The sequence below is a fragment of the Serratia sp. DFXYC6 genome, from assembly GCF_057196085.1.
The window spans coordinates 458335-473530 of record NZ_JBXUNV010000001.1; the positions used below are offsets into that span (position 1 = coordinate 458335).

17 protein-coding genes are annotated in these 15196 nt (G+C 60.1%); 14 read left to right on the forward strand and 3 right to left on the reverse strand.

Features of this window, described 5'->3' with window-relative positions:
* Nucleotides 1-21: 21 nt before the first annotated feature.
* The 13 genes from AC2CGQ_RS02350 (at nucleotide 22) to hisP (ending at nucleotide 12266) form a co-directional block, all read left to right on the forward strand.
* A complete protein-coding gene (locus tag AC2CGQ_RS02350; RefSeq protein WP_004936134.1) occupies nucleotides 22-1032 on the forward strand; it encodes an aspartate-semialdehyde dehydrogenase in 1011 nt (336 codons plus the stop codon).
* Nucleotides 1032-1853: a tRNA pseudouridine(38-40) synthase TruA gene (gene truA, locus AC2CGQ_RS02355; RefSeq protein ID WP_015378593.1), complete on the forward strand. Its 822-nt coding sequence runs from the start codon at nucleotides 1032-1034 to the stop codon at nucleotides 1851-1853. The genes AC2CGQ_RS02350 and truA overlap by 1 nt, the downstream gene beginning before the upstream one ends.
* A 78-nt stretch (nucleotides 1854-1931) precedes the next feature.
* Complete coding sequence (locus AC2CGQ_RS02360; protein WP_064289764.1) at nucleotides 1932-2594, forward strand: DedA family protein; 663 nt, start codon at nucleotides 1932-1934, stop codon at nucleotides 2592-2594.
* A 232-nt stretch (nucleotides 2595-2826) separates the two neighbouring features.
* On the forward strand, nucleotides 2827-3735 hold the full coding sequence (accD, locus tag AC2CGQ_RS02365) for an acetyl-CoA carboxylase, carboxyltransferase subunit beta (protein WP_004936126.1): 909 nt from the start codon (nucleotides 2827-2829) through the stop codon (nucleotides 3733-3735).
* 190 nt (nucleotides 3736-3925) lie between these two features.
* Nucleotides 3926-5191: a bifunctional tetrahydrofolate synthase/dihydrofolate synthase gene (gene folC / locus AC2CGQ_RS02370; protein WP_033632498.1), complete on the forward strand. Its 1266-nt coding sequence runs from the start codon at nucleotides 3926-3928 to the stop codon at nucleotides 5189-5191.
* Complete coding sequence (gene dedD / locus AC2CGQ_RS02375) at nucleotides 5192-5929, forward strand: cell division protein DedD (RefSeq protein WP_015378591.1); 738 nt, start codon at nucleotides 5192-5194, stop codon at nucleotides 5927-5929. It abuts the gene before it with no gap.
* A 234-nt stretch (nucleotides 5930-6163) separates the two neighbouring features.
* Complete coding sequence (gene cvpA, locus AC2CGQ_RS02380; protein WP_004936119.1) at nucleotides 6164-6664, forward strand: colicin V production protein; 501 nt, start codon at nucleotides 6164-6166, stop codon at nucleotides 6662-6664.
* A gap of 21 nt (nucleotides 6665-6685) precedes the next feature.
* Nucleotides 6686-8203, forward strand: a complete 1518-nt coding sequence (gene purF / locus AC2CGQ_RS02385; protein WP_033632500.1) for an amidophosphoribosyltransferase — start codon at nucleotides 6686-6688, stop codon at nucleotides 8201-8203.
* 139 nt (nucleotides 8204-8342) lie between these two features.
* Complete coding sequence (locus tag AC2CGQ_RS02390; protein ID WP_004936112.1) at nucleotides 8343-8915, forward strand: UbiX family flavin prenyltransferase; 573 nt, start codon at nucleotides 8343-8345, stop codon at nucleotides 8913-8915.
* A gap of 304 nt (nucleotides 8916-9219) precedes the next feature.
* A complete protein-coding gene (hisJ, locus tag AC2CGQ_RS02395; protein WP_004936109.1) occupies nucleotides 9220-10002 on the forward strand; it encodes a histidine ABC transporter substrate-binding protein HisJ in 783 nt (260 codons plus the stop codon).
* Between the two features lie 82 nt (nucleotides 10003-10084).
* Entirely contained in the window at nucleotides 10085-10771 is a 687-nt protein-coding gene (locus AC2CGQ_RS02400) for a histidine ABC transporter permease HisQ (protein WP_015378590.1), read from the forward strand.
* Nucleotides 10768-11472: an ABC transporter permease gene (locus AC2CGQ_RS02405; protein ID WP_004936100.1), complete on the forward strand. Its 705-nt coding sequence runs from the start codon at nucleotides 10768-10770 to the stop codon at nucleotides 11470-11472. The genes AC2CGQ_RS02400 and AC2CGQ_RS02405 overlap by 4 nt, the downstream gene beginning before the upstream one ends.
* A gap of 20 nt (nucleotides 11473-11492) precedes the next feature.
* Nucleotides 11493-12266, forward strand: a complete 774-nt coding sequence (hisP, locus tag AC2CGQ_RS02410) for a histidine ABC transporter ATP-binding protein HisP (protein WP_004936098.1) — start codon at nucleotides 11493-11495, stop codon at nucleotides 12264-12266.
* Nucleotides 12267-12273: 7 nt separating this feature from the next.
* Here the strand turns inward: hisP and AC2CGQ_RS02415 are convergent, their stop codons facing one another.
* The 3 genes from AC2CGQ_RS02415 to yfcG all read right to left on the reverse strand — a co-directional run bounded on the left by AC2CGQ_RS02415 (nucleotide 12274) and on the right by yfcG (nucleotide 14317).
* On the reverse strand, nucleotides 12274-13188 hold the full coding sequence (locus AC2CGQ_RS02415) for a TIGR01777 family oxidoreductase (RefSeq protein WP_004936096.1): 915 nt from the start codon (nucleotides 13186-13188) through the stop codon (nucleotides 12274-12276).
* Between the two features lie 16 nt (nucleotides 13189-13204).
* Entirely contained in the window at nucleotides 13205-13576 is a 372-nt protein-coding gene (folX, locus tag AC2CGQ_RS02420; protein ID WP_004936094.1) for a dihydroneopterin triphosphate 2'-epimerase, read from the reverse strand.
* Nucleotides 13577-13687: 111 nt separating this feature from the next.
* A complete protein-coding gene (yfcG, locus tag AC2CGQ_RS02425) occupies nucleotides 13688-14317 on the reverse strand; it encodes a GSH-dependent disulfide bond oxidoreductase (protein ID WP_004936091.1) in 630 nt (209 codons plus the stop codon).
* Nucleotides 14318-14550: 233 nt separating this feature from the next.
* On the opposite strand from yfcG, the gene yfcE reads away from it, so the two are divergent.
* Entirely contained in the window at nucleotides 14551-15102 is a 552-nt protein-coding gene (yfcE, locus tag AC2CGQ_RS02430; protein WP_004936089.1) for a phosphodiesterase, read from the forward strand.
* Nucleotides 15103-15196: the final 94 nt, after the last annotated feature.

Here is a 15196-nt window from a genome sequence, read left to right on the forward strand (position 1 = left end):
AAATACTCTGGAGAAAACCCGATGTCTGACGGCTGGAATATCGCGCTGCTCGGCGCCACTGGCGCGGTAGGTGAAGCGTTGCTGGAATTGTTGCAGGAACGCCAGTTCCCGGTGGGTGAGCTCTATCCTCTGGCAAGCGAACGCAGCGCGGGCGCCAATGTGCGCTTCAACGGCAAGTCTCTTCTGGTGCAAAATGCCGAAGAGTTCGACTGGTCGCAGGCGCAGCTGGCCTTCTTCGTCGCCGGCAGCGACGCTTCCGCGCGCTATGCCGAAGAAGCCGGCAACATGGGCTGCCTGGTGATCGACACCAGCGGCCTGTTCGCCATGGAGCCGGATGTGCCGCTGGTGGTGCCGGGCGTGAACCCGCAGGTGCTGGCGGATTACCGTAACCGCAATATCGTGGCGGTGGCCGACAGCATGGTCAGCCAACTGCTGACGGCGATCAAACCGCTGACCGAACAGGCGGGGCTGTCGCGTCTGCACGTCACCACGCTGATGTCGGTATCGTCGCGCGGCAAGGTGGCGGTGGACGATCTGGCCGGCCAGAGCGCGCGCCTGCTGAACGGCATTCCGGCCGAGGAAGGCGTTTTCGGTAAACAGCTGGCGTTCAACCTGCTGCCGCTTGTCGCCGACGAGCAGGGCAGCGTGCGCGAAGAGCGCCTGATCGTCGATCAGGTGCGCAAGGTGCTGCAGGATGAAGGGCTGCCGATTTCGGTGAGCTGCGTTCAGTCGCCGGTGTTTTATGGTCACGCGCAGGTGGTGCACCTGGAAGCGCTGCGCCCGCTGTCCGCCGAAGAGGCGCGCAGCGAGCTCGAAGAGGTCGAAGATATTCAGCTGAGCGAAGAGGACGATTACCCGACCCAGGTCACCGACGCTTCCGGCAGCGATGCGCTCAGCATCGGTTGCCTGCGTAACGATTACGGCATCCCCGAGCTGCTGCAGTTCTGGACGGTGGCGGACAATGTGCGCTTCGGCGGCGCGTTGATGGCTATCGAAACCGCCGAGCGTCTGGTGCAGGAGCAGATGTACTGATGTCTGAGGTGGTCTCGCCCGCTCAGCCGACGCTGAAGGTAGCGCTGGGCATCGAATATGACGGCAGCCGTTATTACGGCTGGCAGCGGCAGCAAGAAGTGGCCAGCGTGCAGGAACGCCTGGAGCAGGCGTTGAGCAAGGTGGCGGATGCACCGATTACCGTGCTGTGCGCCGGGCGTACCGACGCCGGGGTGCACGCCACCGGGCAGGTGGTGCACTTCGAAACCACTGCGCGCCGCAAGGACGCCGCCTGGACGATGGGGGTGAATACCCATTTGCCGCCGGATATTGCGGTGCGTTGGGTGAGCCCCGTTGCCGACGATTTTCACGCGCGTTTCAGCGCCACCGCGCGCCGCTACCGCTATATCATTTTCAACCATCGCTACCGGCCGGCGGTGCTGCAGCAGGGGGTAACGCATTTTTATCACCCGCTGGACGCCGATCGCATGCATCGGGCGGCGCAGGCGCTGCTGGGCGAGAACGATTTCACGTCGTTCCGCGCGGTGCAATGCCAGTCGCGCACCCCGTGGCGCTGCGTAAAACACGTTAAGGTTACGCGCTACGGCGAATATATTGTGGTAGATATCAAGGCGAATGCCTTCGTGCATCACATGGTTCGCAACATCGTCGGCAGCCTGATGGAGATCGGCTGCGGCAATCAGGATGAGAACTGGATGGCCGAGTTGCTGGCGCTGAAGGATCGCAATCTGGCGGCGGCGACGGCGCGAGCCGAGGGGCTGTATCTGGTTGCCGTGGATTACCCTGACCACTTTGGTCTGCCGCGGCCGCCGATGGGGCCGCTGTTTTTGCCCGACGATTAAACGCCGGCACGCCTGAAAGCGTCGCTCCCTTGTGCTTCTGCCGGGTGATTGAAACGCCCGGCATCAATGAGAGAATTTATGGACATCATCAAGTTTATTATTGATTTCATTCTGCATATTGATGTGCACTTGGCCGAACTGGTCGCACAATACGGCATGTGGGTCTACGCTATTCTGTTCCTGATCCTGTTTTGTGAAACCGGTCTGGTGGTGACGCCGTTCCTGCCGGGGGATTCTTTGCTGTTCGTCGCCGGCGCGTTGGCGGCGTTGCCGACCAACGATCTGAACGTGCACACCATGGTGGCGTTGATGGTGGCGGCGGCGATCCTCGGCGATGCGGTGAACTACACTATCGGGCGGTTGTTCGGCGAGAAGCTGTTCAGCAACCCGAATTCGAAAATTTTCCGCCGCAGCTACCTGGATAAAACGCATCAGTTTTATGAGAAGCACGGCGGGAAAACGATTATTCTGGCGCGATTCGTGCCGATCGTGCGTACTTTTGCGCCGTTCGTCGCCGGTATGGGGCATATGTCCTATCGCCACTTCGCCGCCTACAACGTGATTGGCGCACTGGTTTGGGTGCTGCTCTTCACTTATGCTGGCTACCTGTTCGGCGATCTGCCGGTGGTGCAGGAGAACCTGAAACTGTTGATCGTCGGGATCATCATCGTTTCGATTCTGCCGGGCGTGATTGAAATTTGGCGCCACAAGCGCGCGGCCGCCCGCCAGCAAAAACAGTAAAAACATCGCTTAACCTGTCGGTTCGACCAGTTTTTTGTCCACAGCGTCGGGCCGATATGGTTTAATGAGCGACATTATGGTCTGTTCCTGCGAACAACCCTGAAGCCGATGCCTCAGTCGCCGCGCTTGCCGCGCCGCGAACGGGCATTTTTTCATTGGGGTGTTTTCGGGGGGATTGTTAAAGCATGAACAGCGGACTGGCGTGTGCCAGGTTCAAACAGAAAGGTCATCGATGAGCTGGATTGAACGAATTCTTAACAAGAGCAATATCACACAAACCCGTAAGGCGAGCATTCCTGAAGGGGTCTGGACTAAATGCGACAGCTGCGGCCAGGTTCTCTACCGCGCCGAGCTGGAGCGGAATCTGGAAGTGTGCCCGAAGTGCGACCATCACATGCGTATGGGCGCGCGCGCGCGTCTGCATACCCTGCTGGATGAAGGCAGCGAAGTGGAGCTGGGCAGCGATCTGGAGCCGAAGGACGTTCTGAAATTCAAGGATTCCAAGCGCTATAAAGATCGTCTGGTCGCCGCACAGAAAGCGACCGGCGAGAAAGACGCGCTGGTGGTGATGAAGGGCACGCTGTACGGTATGCCGATCGTCGCCGCGTCCTTCGAATTCGCCTTCATCGGCGGCTCGATGTCTTCCGTGGTCGGCGCGCGTTTCGTGCGTGCGGTTGAGCAGGCGCTGGAGGACAACTGTCCGCTGGTGTGCTTCTCCGCCAGCGGCGGCGCGCGTATGCAGGAAGCGCTGATGTCGCTGATGCAGATGGCGAAAACCAGCGCGGCGTTGGCCAAAATGCAGGAGCGCGGCTTGCCGTATATCTCCGTGCTGACCGACCCGACCATGGGCGGTGTCTCCGCCAGCCTGGCGATGCTGGGCGACATCAATATCGCCGAGCCGAAAGCGCTGATCGGTTTTGCCGGCCCGCGCGTTATCGAGCAAACCGTGCGCGAGAAACTGCCACCGGGCTTCCAGCGCAGCGAGTTCCTGATCGAAAAAGGCGCGATCGACATGATCGTTCGCCGTCCGGAAATGCGCCAAACGTTGGCGAGCATTCTGTCCAAGCTGACCAACCAGCCGCAGCCGCATTTCGATGAGGCCGCGCCGGTCATTGAGCCGGAGCAGCAGGCCGACGCCTGAGGCAAAGACAGATCCCGCCCGGGCTCAGCCGCCACTTTGTGGCTAAGTGACGGCTGATGCCCGCTCTCCGCCGGCCGTAGCCTATCCGCTGCGGTTGGCAGGCTGGCGGCAGTCACGAAGCGCATCGCCTTTACCGCGGTGAGGGTGGTGCCCTGATGGATTAATGAACCCAAGTTCAGTGATGGGACTCATGCAAAACCACCAAATTCCCCAAGCCACGTCGCCATTAAGCTCGTGGCTTTATTATCTGGAACGTCTGCACAGCCAGGCGATCGAACTCGGCCTTGAGCGCGTACAGCGCGTCGCGGCGCATCTGGATTTACTGACCCCCGCACCCACGGTGTTCACCGTTGCCGGCACCAACGGCAAAGGCACCACCTGTCGCACCCTTGAAGCTATTCTGCTGGCCGCCGGCCTGCGCGTCGGCGTCTACAGTTCGCCGCATCTGGTGCGCTATACCGAACGCGTGCGCATTCAGGGGGAAGAGCTGAGCGAAGCGGAGCACAGCCGCTCGTTCGCCGCCATTGAAGCCGGCCGCGGCGAAACGTCGCTGACCTATTTCGAATTCGGCACCCTGTCGGCGCTGCAGCTGTTCAAACAGGCGCGGCTCGACGTGGTGATCCTGGAAGTGGGCCTGGGCGGGCGCCTCGACGCCACCAACATCGTCGATCCGAGCGTGGCGGTGATCACCAGCATTGCGCTCGATCACACCGACTGGCTGGGTAACGATCGCGAAAGCATCGGCCGTGAAAAGGCCGGTATTTTTCGCAGCGGCAAACCGGCGGTGGTCGGTGAACCCGACATGCCGGACAGCATTCGCCAGGTTGCCGAAACGCTGGGCGCGCCGCTGTCTCGCCGCGGCGAAGCCTGGCGCTTCAGCGAGCAGGGCGATCGCTGGCAGTGGCAGGGCGGCGACACGCTGCTGACCGATCTGCCGACGCCGAACGTACCGCTGGCCAACGCCGCTACCGCGTTGGCGGCGCTCAACTGTTCTCCGCTGGAAATCGACGAACGCGCGATTTTCACCGGCCTGCAGCAGGCGACGCTGCCTGGGCGCTTCCAGATCGTGCGGCGTGAGCCGACGCTGATCCTCGATGTGGCGCACAATCCGCACGCCGCCGGCTATCTGGCCGGGCGTCTGGCCAAACTGCCGCGCAACGGCGGCAAGGTGCGCGCGGTGGTGGGCATGCTGTCGGATAAGGACATCGCCGGCACGCTGGCCTGCCTCAGCGAGCAGGTGGATGAATGGTACTGCGCGCCGCTCGACGGGCCGCGCGGCGCCAGCGTCGAACAGCTGGCGCAACATCTGACGGAACCGCGCCGCTTTAATGATGTCGAAACTGCCTGGCGGCAGGCTATGCAGGATGCTGATAAACAGGATATTGTGATCGTCTGTGGATCGTTCCACACCGTGGCGCAGGTGATGGCGGCGTCAGACGAGATGCGGGGAGTGTGAGTGGCGAGTAAATTTCAGAACCGACTGGTCGGAACCGTGATTCTGGTGGCGCTGGGGGTGATCATCCTGCCAGGGTTGCTGGACGGTAAAAAGAAGCATTACGAGGATGAATTCGCGGCCATTCCGTTGGTGCCGAAGGCGGGCGACGTCGAAGAGAACGACGTGCTGCCACCGGTGACACAACCGCTACCGGCGCAGCCGCCGGAAGGGGCGGGCGCGCTGGTCGAACAGCAGGCGGCCAACGAAGCGGCGGCGCAGCAGGCGGTGCGGCAAGGTGCTCAGCAGCCGGCGCAGGTGGCGCCGCCACCGGTCGAGACGCGTCCTCAGCCGGTGCCGCAGCCCAAGCCGAAACCGGTAGAAACCAAACCGGTGGAAGTGAAACCGAAACCGGCGCCGCAACCGAAACCGGTGGAAGTGAAGCCGGTACCGAAGCCGGAGCCGACGCCGAAACCTGAACCGACGCCGCAGCCGAAACCGGCGGAAGAAAAAGCGCCGGCCGGGCAAGCCTACGTTGTGCAGCTCGGGGCGTTGAAAAATGCCGCCAAGGCGAACGAGATTGTCGCCTCGCTGCGCCTCTCGGGCTATCGCGCCTTTACCGTGCCGTCAACGCCGGTGCAGGGGCAGATCACCCGCATCTACGTCGGCCCGGATGCCTCCAAGCAGAAGCTGCAGGCGGCGCTGCCGTCGCTGAACTCGATCAGCGGGCTGAGCGGGCAGGTGAAGCCGTACGGCCGTTAAACCCCGCAGGGGCGCAGCACGATGCGCCCCTGAATTAAGGAGTGGTGGAGAGAAAGCGAGAAAAACCGCGCCTTTTACAGGCGAAATCACCTATGTAGGCGCGGCGATTGGGAATTTTTTGATCGCCGCTTTTTATTTGTAACGTGGTAGGAAATCCCCTACGCAAACGTTTTCTTTTTCTGTTAGAATTCGCCGCGAATTGGATGCAGGGGCGATTCATCATTGGAATAGTTCATGGTCTGGATTGATTACGTCATTATAGCGGTGATTGGATTTTCGGCTCTGGTGAGCCTGATCCGAGGGTTTGTTCGCGAAGCATTGTCACTTGTGACATGGGGATGTGCGTTTTTTGTTGCCAGCCATTTCTACTCTTACCTTGCGGTCTATTTCACTCGTTTTGAAGATGAACTGGTGCGAAACGGCATCGCGATCGCGATTTTGTTCATCGCGACCTTGATCGTAGGGGCTATTGTTAACTATGTGATTAGCTCACTGGTAGAGAAAACCGGGTTGTCGGGCACCGACCGGGTGTTGGGCATCTGCTTCGGCGCGCTGCGCGGAGTATTGATCGTCGCGGCGATCCTGTTCTTCCTGGATACCTTTACCGGCTTTTCACAGAGTGCCGACTGGAAACAGTCGCAGCTCATTCCCCAGTTCAGTTACGTCATCAGGTGGTTCTTTGACTACCTGCAGAGCACGTCGAGTTTCTTGCCGACCCAATTGCCGGGGCGGTAGCGCTGATGAGGAAAAGACAACATGTGCGGTATTGTCGGTATCGCCGGTTTCATGCCGGTAAACCAGTCGATTTATGATGCGCTGACGGTGCTTCAGCACCGTGGCCAGGATGCCGCAGGCATCGTCACCATTGACGCCCACAACGGGTTCCGTTTGCGCAAAGCCAACGGCCTGGTGAAGGATGTATTTGAGGCGCGCCATATGCAACGCTTGCAGGGCAACATGGGCATTGGCCATGTGCGTTACCCGACGGCCGGCAGCTCGAGCGCCTCTGAGGCCCAGCCTTTCTACGTCAACTCGCCGTTCGGCATTACGCTGGCCCACAATGGCAACCTGACCAACGCCCATGAGCTGCGCCAAAAGCTGTTCGAAAGCGGCCGCCGCCATGTCAACACCACCTCCGACTCGGAAATCCTGCTGAACGTGCTGGCCAGCGAGCTGGATCGCTTCCCGCATTATCCGCTGGAGGCCGACAACATCTTTACCGCGGTCGCCGCCATGCATCAGCAACTGCGCGGCGCTTACGCCTGCGTGGCGATGATTATCGGCCACGGCCTGCTGGCGTTCCGCGACCCGTACGGCATTCGTCCGCTGGTGATCGGCAAGCGCACGCTGGAAGATGGCCGCAGCGAGTATATGGTGGCTTCCGAGAGCGTGGCGCTGGATACCCTGGGCTTTGAATTCCTGCGCGACGTGGCGCCGGGCGAAGCGGTGTACATCACCACCAAGGGCCAGTTGTTCACCCGCCAGTGCGCAGAGAATCCGAAAACCAATCCGTGCCTGTTCGAATACGTCTATTTCGCGCGCCCGGACTCCTTTATGGACAAGATCTCGGTCTACAGCGCCCGCGTGCGCATGGGCCAGAAGCTGGGTGAGAAGATTGCCCGCGAATGGGAAGATCTGGACATCGACGTGGTGATCCCGATCCCGGAAACCTCCTGCGACATCGCGCTGGAGATCGCGCGCATTCTCGACAAACCCTACCGCCAGGGCTTTGTGAAGAACCGCTACGTCGGCCGCACCTTTATCATGCCGGGCCAGCAGGCGCGTCGTCAGTCGGTGCGCCGCAAGCTGAACGCCAACCGCGCCGAGTTCCGCGACAAGAACGTGCTGTTGGTGGATGATTCCATCGTGCGCGGCACGACTTCAGAGCAGATCGTCGAGATGGCGCGCGAAGCGGGCGCCAAGCGCGTGTACCTGGCTTCCGCCGCGCCGGAAGTGCGTTTCCCTAACGTCTACGGTATCGACATGCCGAGCGCCAACGAACTGATCGCCCACGGGCGCGAAGTGGATGAAATCCGCCAAATCATCGGCGCCGATGGGCTGATCTTCCAGGACCTCGACGATCTGATCGAAGCGGTGCGTGAAGAAAACCCGGACATCACCCAGTTCGAATGCTCGGTATTCAACGGCATCTACGTGACCAAAGACGTCGATCAAAGCTATCTGGAATACCTGGAGTCGCTGCGTAACGACGACGCCAAGGCGCTGCGGGGACAAACCGAAGCGGAAAATCTGGAACTGCATAACGAAGGCTAACCGCCTGCGTTGATCCATCAGGGGGCATCGCCGCGTCTGCGGCGGTGCGCCTTGCTCCTGTGAACTTGCTTATCCCTCGCCATTGCGGCAAAGTCTGCCTGATCTTATTTTTTACTTTTTACGGCAGAGGCCATTTTTCATGAAACGACTCATCATCGGCATTTCCGGCGCCAGCGGCGCGATCTACGGCGTGCGCCTGTTACAGGTTTTGCGCGACGTCGCAGAGGTGGAAACCCATCTGGTGATGAGCAACGCTGCACGACAGACGCTGGCGCTGGAAACGCCGTACAGCCTGCGTGAAGTGCAGGCGCTGGCCGATGTGGTTCACGATGCGCGCGATATCGCCGCCGCCATCTCCTCCGGCTCTTTCAAAACCCTGGGTATGGCGATCCTGCCATGTTCGATCAAAACCCTGTCCGGCATCGTCAACAGCTACAGCGACGGGCTGCTGACCCGCGCCGCCGACGTGGTGCTCAAAGAGCGCCGCCGTTTGGTGCTGTGCGTGCGGGAAACGCCGCTGCACCTTGGGCACCTGCGGCTGATGACGCAGGCGGCGGAGATGGGGGCGGTGATCATGCCGCCGGTGCCGGCGTTTTACCACCAGCCGAAAAGCGTGGAAGACATCATCGATCAGACCGTCAATCGGGTGATCGATCAGTTTGATATCGAACTGCCGGCCGATCTGTTCACCCGCTGGCAGGGCGCTGATTAACATTTTCATCCCCAAATTGGTACATTTGTGCAACACCGCACTGAATTAGGGCGGCGCATGCACCATAATGATCCCACTTCATCACGTTCACTGTTTCATGGCGCCGCCTTATCGCGGCTGCCAGTGGCGCGGCCCCGAGCGGCCGATTTAATTTTGCGGTTATCGTCCCAGGAAACAGTATTGTGAAGGCCGGAGCCGTTCCCTCCGCCCGTAGCACCTAATGTGGCACGATTACTGCAAATTGATTTGGTGGGGAAAAGTAATGCCCGTAGTGGCATCAAAAAAATCAATTTGAGGGTAATTTATGAAAAAGCGGGTTTTGATTTTGCCGTTAGTTCTGGCTTTGAGCGCCGCCAGCAGCGCCTTTGCCGCCATTCCTTCCACGCTGAAGATTGGCACCGATCCGACTTACGCACCGTTTGAATCCAAAAACGCCAAAGGCGAATTGGTTGGCTTTGACATCGATTTGGCCAAAGAGCTGTGCAAACGCATCAATACCCAATGCACCTTCGTGGAGAGCGACTTCGACGCGCTGATCCCATCCCTCAAGGCGAAGAAAATCGACGCCATCATCTCTTCGCTGTCCATCACCGAAAAACGCCAGCAGGAAATCGCCTTTACCGACAAGCTGTATGCCGCCAACGCGCGTCTGATCGCGCCGAAAGGATCCAAGCTGTTGCCTACCGTGGACGCCCTGAAAGGCAAGAGCGTGGGCGTGTTGCAGGGCACTACCCAGGAAGCCTACGCCAACGCCATGTGGCAGCCGAAGGGCATCACCGTCGTGCCTTACCAGAACCAGGATCTGGTTTACGCCGATTTGGCTTCCGGGCGTATCGACGCCGCCTTCCAGGATGAAGTGGCGGGCAGCGACGGCTTCCTGAAACAGCCGCCGGGCAAAGACTATGCGTTCGCCGGCGAATCGGTGAAGGATGACAAGTTCTTCGGCGTCGGCACCGGCATGGGGCTGCGCAAGACCGATACCGAGCTGAAAGCGGCGCTGGACAAAGCCTTCGCCGAGATGCGCAAAGACGGCACCTACGACAAATACGCGAAAAAGTACTTCGACTTTGACGTCTACGGCGGGTAATCCGCTTACCGTTCCATGCTGTGACTGCGGGGCCGGCGTGCCGGCCCCGATGGTTCGGATCCTAGACCACAGGGTGAAGTAGATGCTGCAAGGCTATTCCCAACTGATTTTCGAGGGGGCTCTGGTGACGCTGGAGCTGGCCCTCAGTTCCGTGCTGCTGGCGGTGGTGATCGGCCTGATCGGCGCCGGTGGCAAACTGTCTCATAACCCCTTTATCTCCGGCCTGTTCGGCGCCTATACCACGCTGATCCGCGGCGTGCCCGATCTGGTGCTGATGCTGCTGATCTTTTACGGTCTGCAAATCGCGCTGAACAATATCACCACGCTGCTGGGCTTCGCGCAGATCGATATCGATCCGCTCGGTGCCGGCATCATAACCCTCGGCTTTATCTACGGCGCTTATTTTACCGAGACCTTCCGCGGCGCTTATCTGGCGGTGCCGAAAGGGCAGATCGAAGCGGCGACGGCCTACGGCTTCAGCGGCGCGCAGATCTTCCGGCGCATTCTGTTCCCGGCGATGATGCGTTTCGCCCTGCCGGGCATCGGCAACAACTGGCAGGTGATCCTGAAGGCGACGGCGCTGGTGTCGATCCTTGGCCTAAACGACGTGGTCAAAGCCACTCAGCTGGCGGGGAAAGGCACCTATCAGCCGTTCTTCTTCGCCATCGTGGCCGGCGTGGTGTATCTGGTCTTCACTACCGTTTCCAACGGCGTGCTGCTGTGGCTTGAACGGCGTTACTCACTGGGCGTCAAGAGGGCCGAGCTATGATTGAGATCCTGCAACAGTATTGGCAGTCGCTGCTGTGGAGCGACGGCTACCGCTTCACCGGCGTGGCGATCACGCTGTGGCTGCTGATCGCCTCGGTGGTGATGGGCGGGCTGCTGGCGATCCCGATGGCGGTGGCGCGCGTGTCTTCCCTTCGCTGGGTGCGTTTCCCGGTGTGGCTCTACACCTATGTGTTTCGCGGTACGCCGCTGTACGTGCAGCTGCTGGTGTTCTACTCCGGCATGTACAGCCTTGAGATCGTGCGCGGCAGCGAGTTTCTCAATGCGTTTTTCCGCAGCGGGCTCAACTGCACCATCCTGGCGCTGACGCTCAACACCTGCGCCTATACCACCGAGATCTTCGCCGGGGCGATCCGCTCGGTGCCGCACGGTGAAATCGAGGCCGCCAACGCCTACGGTTTCTCGCGCTTCAAGATGTACCGCTGCATCATTTTACCTTCGGCACTGCGCACCGCGCTGCCGGCTTACAGCAACGAGGTGATCCTGATGCTGCATTCCACCGCGCTGGCGTTTACCGCCACCGTGCCGGATCTGCTGAAGATCGCGCGCGACATCAACGCCGCGACCTATCAGCCGTTCTACGCCTTCGGCATCGCGGCGGTGCTGTATCTGATCATCTCCTACGTGTTAATCAGCCTGTTCCGCAAGGCTGAGAAACGCTGGATGGCACACGTTAGTCACTGATAAATGACGGGAAGAAAACCATGTCTGAGAATAAATTAGCCGTCACGGAACTGCACAAACGCTATGGCGACCACGAAGTGCTAAAGGGCGTCTCGCTGGCGGCCAACGCCGGGGATGTGATCAGCATCATCGGCTCCTCCGGCTCCGGCAAAAGCACCTTTCTGCGCTGCATCAACTTCCTTGAGAAGCCGAGCGAAGGTTCGATCAGTCTGAACAACGAAGATATTCGCATGGTGCGCGACAAGGACGGCCAGCTGAAGGTATTCGATAAGAAGCAGCTGCAGCTGTTGCGTACCCGCCTGACCATGGTATTCCAGCACTTTAACCTGTGGAGCCACATGACGGTGCTGGAGAACGTGATGGAAGCGCCGGTGCAGGTGTTGGGGCTGAGCAAGGCCGACGCGCACGAGCGCGCGGTGCGCTACCTGGACAAAGTGGGCATCGACGAGCGGGCGCGCGGAAAATACCCGGTGCACCTGTCGGGCGGCCAGCAGCAGCGCGTCTCTATCGCCCGCGCATTGGCGATGGAGCCGGAGGTGCTGCTGTTTGACGAACCGACGTCGGCGCTGGATCCCGAACTGGTGGGCGAGGTGCTGCGCATCATGCAGAAGTTGGCGGAGGAGGGAAAAACCATGGTGGTGGTGACGCACGAAATGGAGTTTGCGCGCCACGTTTCCAACCACGTGATCTTCCTGCACAAAGGGTTGATTGAAGAACAGGGGCCGCCGGCCGAGCTGTTCGGCAACCCCAAAAGCCCGCGCCTGCAGCAGTTCCTGTCCGGCGCGTTGAAGTAACCTCAGATCAGCGGGCTTCGGCCCGCTGATTGACAACGTCATCCAACGCCTGTTCCAACTCCAGATAGCGGAAGTGGAAGCCGGCTTCTTCCAGGCGCTTCGGCACCGCCCGCTGGCCGCCGAGTACCAGCACCGCCGCTTCCCCCATCAACAAACGCATGACGAATGCCGGCACCCGCAGAAACGCCGGGCGATCGAGCACGTTGGCCAATTGGGCGGCGAACTGTTCGTTATGCACCGGGTAGGGGGCGACCATGTTGAACGGGCCGGTCAGCGTGGCGTGATCCAGCAGATAAATAATGCCGTTGACCATGTCGTCGAGATGGATCCACGGCAGATATTGGCGGCCGTCGCCGATCGGGCCGCCGAGCCCGAAGCGGAACGGCGGCAGCATTTTGGCCAGCGCGCCGCCCTGTGGCGCCAGCACCACGCCGGTGCGCAGCAGGCAGACGCGGGTGGCGTCGCTCTGCGCCTGCAGCGCCAGCGTTTCCCAGCGCTGGCACAGCTGGTGGGTGAATTCGTCGTGCGGCGGCTCCTCTTCGGTGACCACCGCCTGCCCCTGATCGCCGTAGTAGCCGACGGCGGAACCGGAAATCAGCACGCCGGGCGGTGTGCTGCCGGCTTTGATCAGCTGTGCCAGGCGTTCGGTCAGATCCCAGCGGCTGCGGCACAGGCGCTCTTTCTGCTGCGCGCTCCAGCGCTTGTCGGCGATAGGTTCGCCGGCCAGGTTGATCACCGCGTCGAAGTCATCCAGCGACTGCCGGTCGTCCAGCGTTTGCCAATAGCTCGGCCGGTCGCCCAGTTTGGCTCGGGCGCGCCGCTCGTCGCGGGTCAGTACCGTAATGTGGTGAGAAAGCGCCAGCAGTCTTGCCGTCAGGCTGCTGCCTATCAATCCCGTTGCGCCGGTGATCAGGATCCGCATGGTCTACCTCCCTGAGTTAGCCCCGGCGGTAGCTCATGGTCATGGAGACCGAATCGGCGTAGCGCAGAGCCAGAAGTTTATCTATCTCCACTTCAGCATAGGTTACCCAGGCGTGTTCTTTTACGATGTCGAGCACATCCTGCGTTAATTTTTCCAGCAACGCGAAACGGTTATCTTCCACATGGCGGATGATCGCTTTGGTGATGGTGCGGTAGTTGAGCGCGTCGGCGATGTCTTCGCTGTTGCGCGCCTTGTCCGCCGGGTAGTGGATCACCACGTTGATCAGAACGTCCTGCCGGTTGTTGATTTCCTCTTCCTTGATACCGATGAACGTGCGCAGCCGCAGATTTTTAATGCGAATAACGGCGTCGGGTTGACTGAAAGACATCAGAGATTCTCCATAGGTCTGATTATTAGCGTTCAGAATACACGGAAAGTAAGGAAATGATAACGTGAGGACGATGTGACTCCCCGGCCGACGGGGAGTCGGAGGAGGCGATTAGGCTTGTTCGGCCAGTTTGTAGGCGCGCTCGGTCGCCGGGCGGTTGCTGATGCGCTCGAACCAGTTGCGCACCGCCGGGTAATCTGCCAGATCGATGCGCTGGCGCGGATGCGACACCACCCACGGGTAGGTGGCGATATCGGCGATGCTGTAGTTATCGCCGCCCAGGTACGGGTGTTTTTGCAGTTCAGCGTCCAGCACGCCGTACAGCCGTTTGGTTTCCAGATGGTAACGCTCGATGGCGTAAGGCACCGGCTGCGGCGCGTAGTGGTTAAAGTGGTGATTCTGCCCGAGCATCGGCCCGAACCCGGCCACCTGCCAGAACAGCCACTGCAGGGTGGCGGCGCGTTCGCGCAGGCCCTTGCTCAGCAGCTTGCCGGTCTTCTCCGCCAGATACAGCAGGATTTCCCCGGACTCGAACAGGCTGATTGGCGCGCCGCCGTCCACCGGTTGCTGATCGACAATCGCCGGGATTTTGTTGTTGGGAGAAATGCTCAGAAAGTCCGGTTTGAACTGCTCGCCGGCGCTGATGTTTACGCGATGGATACGGTAGGGCAAGCCGACCTCTTCCAGAAACAAGGTGATCTTGTGACCATTGGGAGTAGGCGCGTAATACAGGTCAATCATGTTGCCTCCTGCGGTAAGGTGATCTGTAATTCATTACACGTTGCTGCGGTCTTCGCCGCGCACAAAGGTATATCAGAGATCCAACAATAGCAGCTAAGGATAGCAGGCTATGTGGGATTCGTCCGATGCTATCTGCACAGTTGGATCACAATTCTCCACCGGAGCGGGCGGCGGTTTGCCGCACGGCGCCGGCGCGGTAAAATGGCGCTTATTTCCCTCTATAGGACAAGGTTATGAAGCTGATGTTCGCCTCGGATATCCACGGATCGCTGCCGGCTACCGAACGCGTGCTGGAATTGTTCGCACAACAGGGCGCCGACTGGCTGATTCTTCTGGGCGATTTGCTGAATCACGGCCCGCGCAACGCGCTGCCGGCCGGGTATCAGCCCGCTCAGGTTGCCGAACGATTGAATCGCTATAGCGACAAGATCATCGCCGTTCGCGGCAATTGCGACAGCGAGGTCGATCAGATGCTGCTGACGTTCCCTATCGAGGCGCCCTGGCAACAGGTTGTACTGCAAAAAAGACGATTGTTTTTGACCCACGGTCACCTTTATCATCCCTCGGCACTGCCGCCGTTATCCCGCGGTGACGTCCTGGCCTACGGCCATACGCATCTGCCGCAGGCGGAGCGGCAGGGTGAGATCTATTGCTTCAATCCGGGCTCGGTCAGCATCCCGAAAGGGGGTTTTCCGGCCAGCTACGGCATGTTGGATCGGGGCACTTTGCGCGTGCTGGCGCTCGACGACGGCAAGGTCGTCGCGGAGGTGGCGTTAACACGCTAAACGCACTAATTTATACACACACAATAAAAATCTTTGAAAAACACTCATTGATTAACCAGCGCGCGGGATGCATCGCGCCAAAATAGAAGGTTTT

Coding starts and splice junctions, on each gene's coding strand:
- AC2CGQ_RS02350 (WP_004936134.1), top strand. CDS start 22: ATGTCTGACGGCTGGAATATCGCGCTGCTCGGCGCCACTGGCGCGGTA.
- truA (WP_015378593.1), top strand. CDS start 1,032: ATGTCTGAGGTGGTCTCGCCCGCTCAGCCGACGCTGAAGGTAGCGCTG.
- AC2CGQ_RS02360 (WP_064289764.1), top strand. CDS start 1,932: ATGGACATCATCAAGTTTATTATTGATTTCATTCTGCATATTGATGTG.
- accD (WP_004936126.1), top strand. CDS start 2,827: ATGAGCTGGATTGAACGAATTCTTAACAAGAGCAATATCACACAAACC.
- folC (WP_033632498.1), top strand. CDS start 3,926: ATGCAAAACCACCAAATTCCCCAAGCCACGTCGCCATTAAGCTCGTGG.
- cvpA (WP_004936119.1), top strand. CDS start 6,164: ATGGTCTGGATTGATTACGTCATTATAGCGGTGATTGGATTTTCGGCT.
- purF (WP_033632500.1), top strand. CDS start 6,686: ATGTGCGGTATTGTCGGTATCGCCGGTTTCATGCCGGTAAACCAGTCG.
- AC2CGQ_RS02390 (WP_004936112.1), top strand. CDS start 8,343: ATGAAACGACTCATCATCGGCATTTCCGGCGCCAGCGGCGCGATCTAC.
- hisJ (WP_004936109.1), top strand. CDS start 9,220: ATGAAAAAGCGGGTTTTGATTTTGCCGTTAGTTCTGGCTTTGAGCGCC.
- AC2CGQ_RS02400 (WP_015378590.1), top strand. CDS start 10,085: ATGCTGCAAGGCTATTCCCAACTGATTTTCGAGGGGGCTCTGGTGACG.
- AC2CGQ_RS02405 (WP_004936100.1), top strand. CDS start 10,768: ATGATTGAGATCCTGCAACAGTATTGGCAGTCGCTGCTGTGGAGCGAC.
- hisP (WP_004936098.1), top strand. CDS start 11,493: ATGTCTGAGAATAAATTAGCCGTCACGGAACTGCACAAACGCTATGGC.
- AC2CGQ_RS02415 (WP_004936096.1), bottom strand. CDS start 13,188: ATGCGGATCCTGATCACCGGCGCAACGGGATTGATAGGCAGCAGCCTG.
- folX (WP_004936094.1), bottom strand. CDS start 13,576: ATGTCTTTCAGTCAACCCGACGCCGTTATTCGCATTAAAAATCTGCGG.
- yfcG (WP_004936091.1), bottom strand. CDS start 14,317: ATGATTGACCTGTATTACGCGCCTACTCCCAATGGTCACAAGATCACC.
- yfcE (WP_004936089.1), top strand. CDS start 14,551: ATGAAGCTGATGTTCGCCTCGGATATCCACGGATCGCTGCCGGCTACC.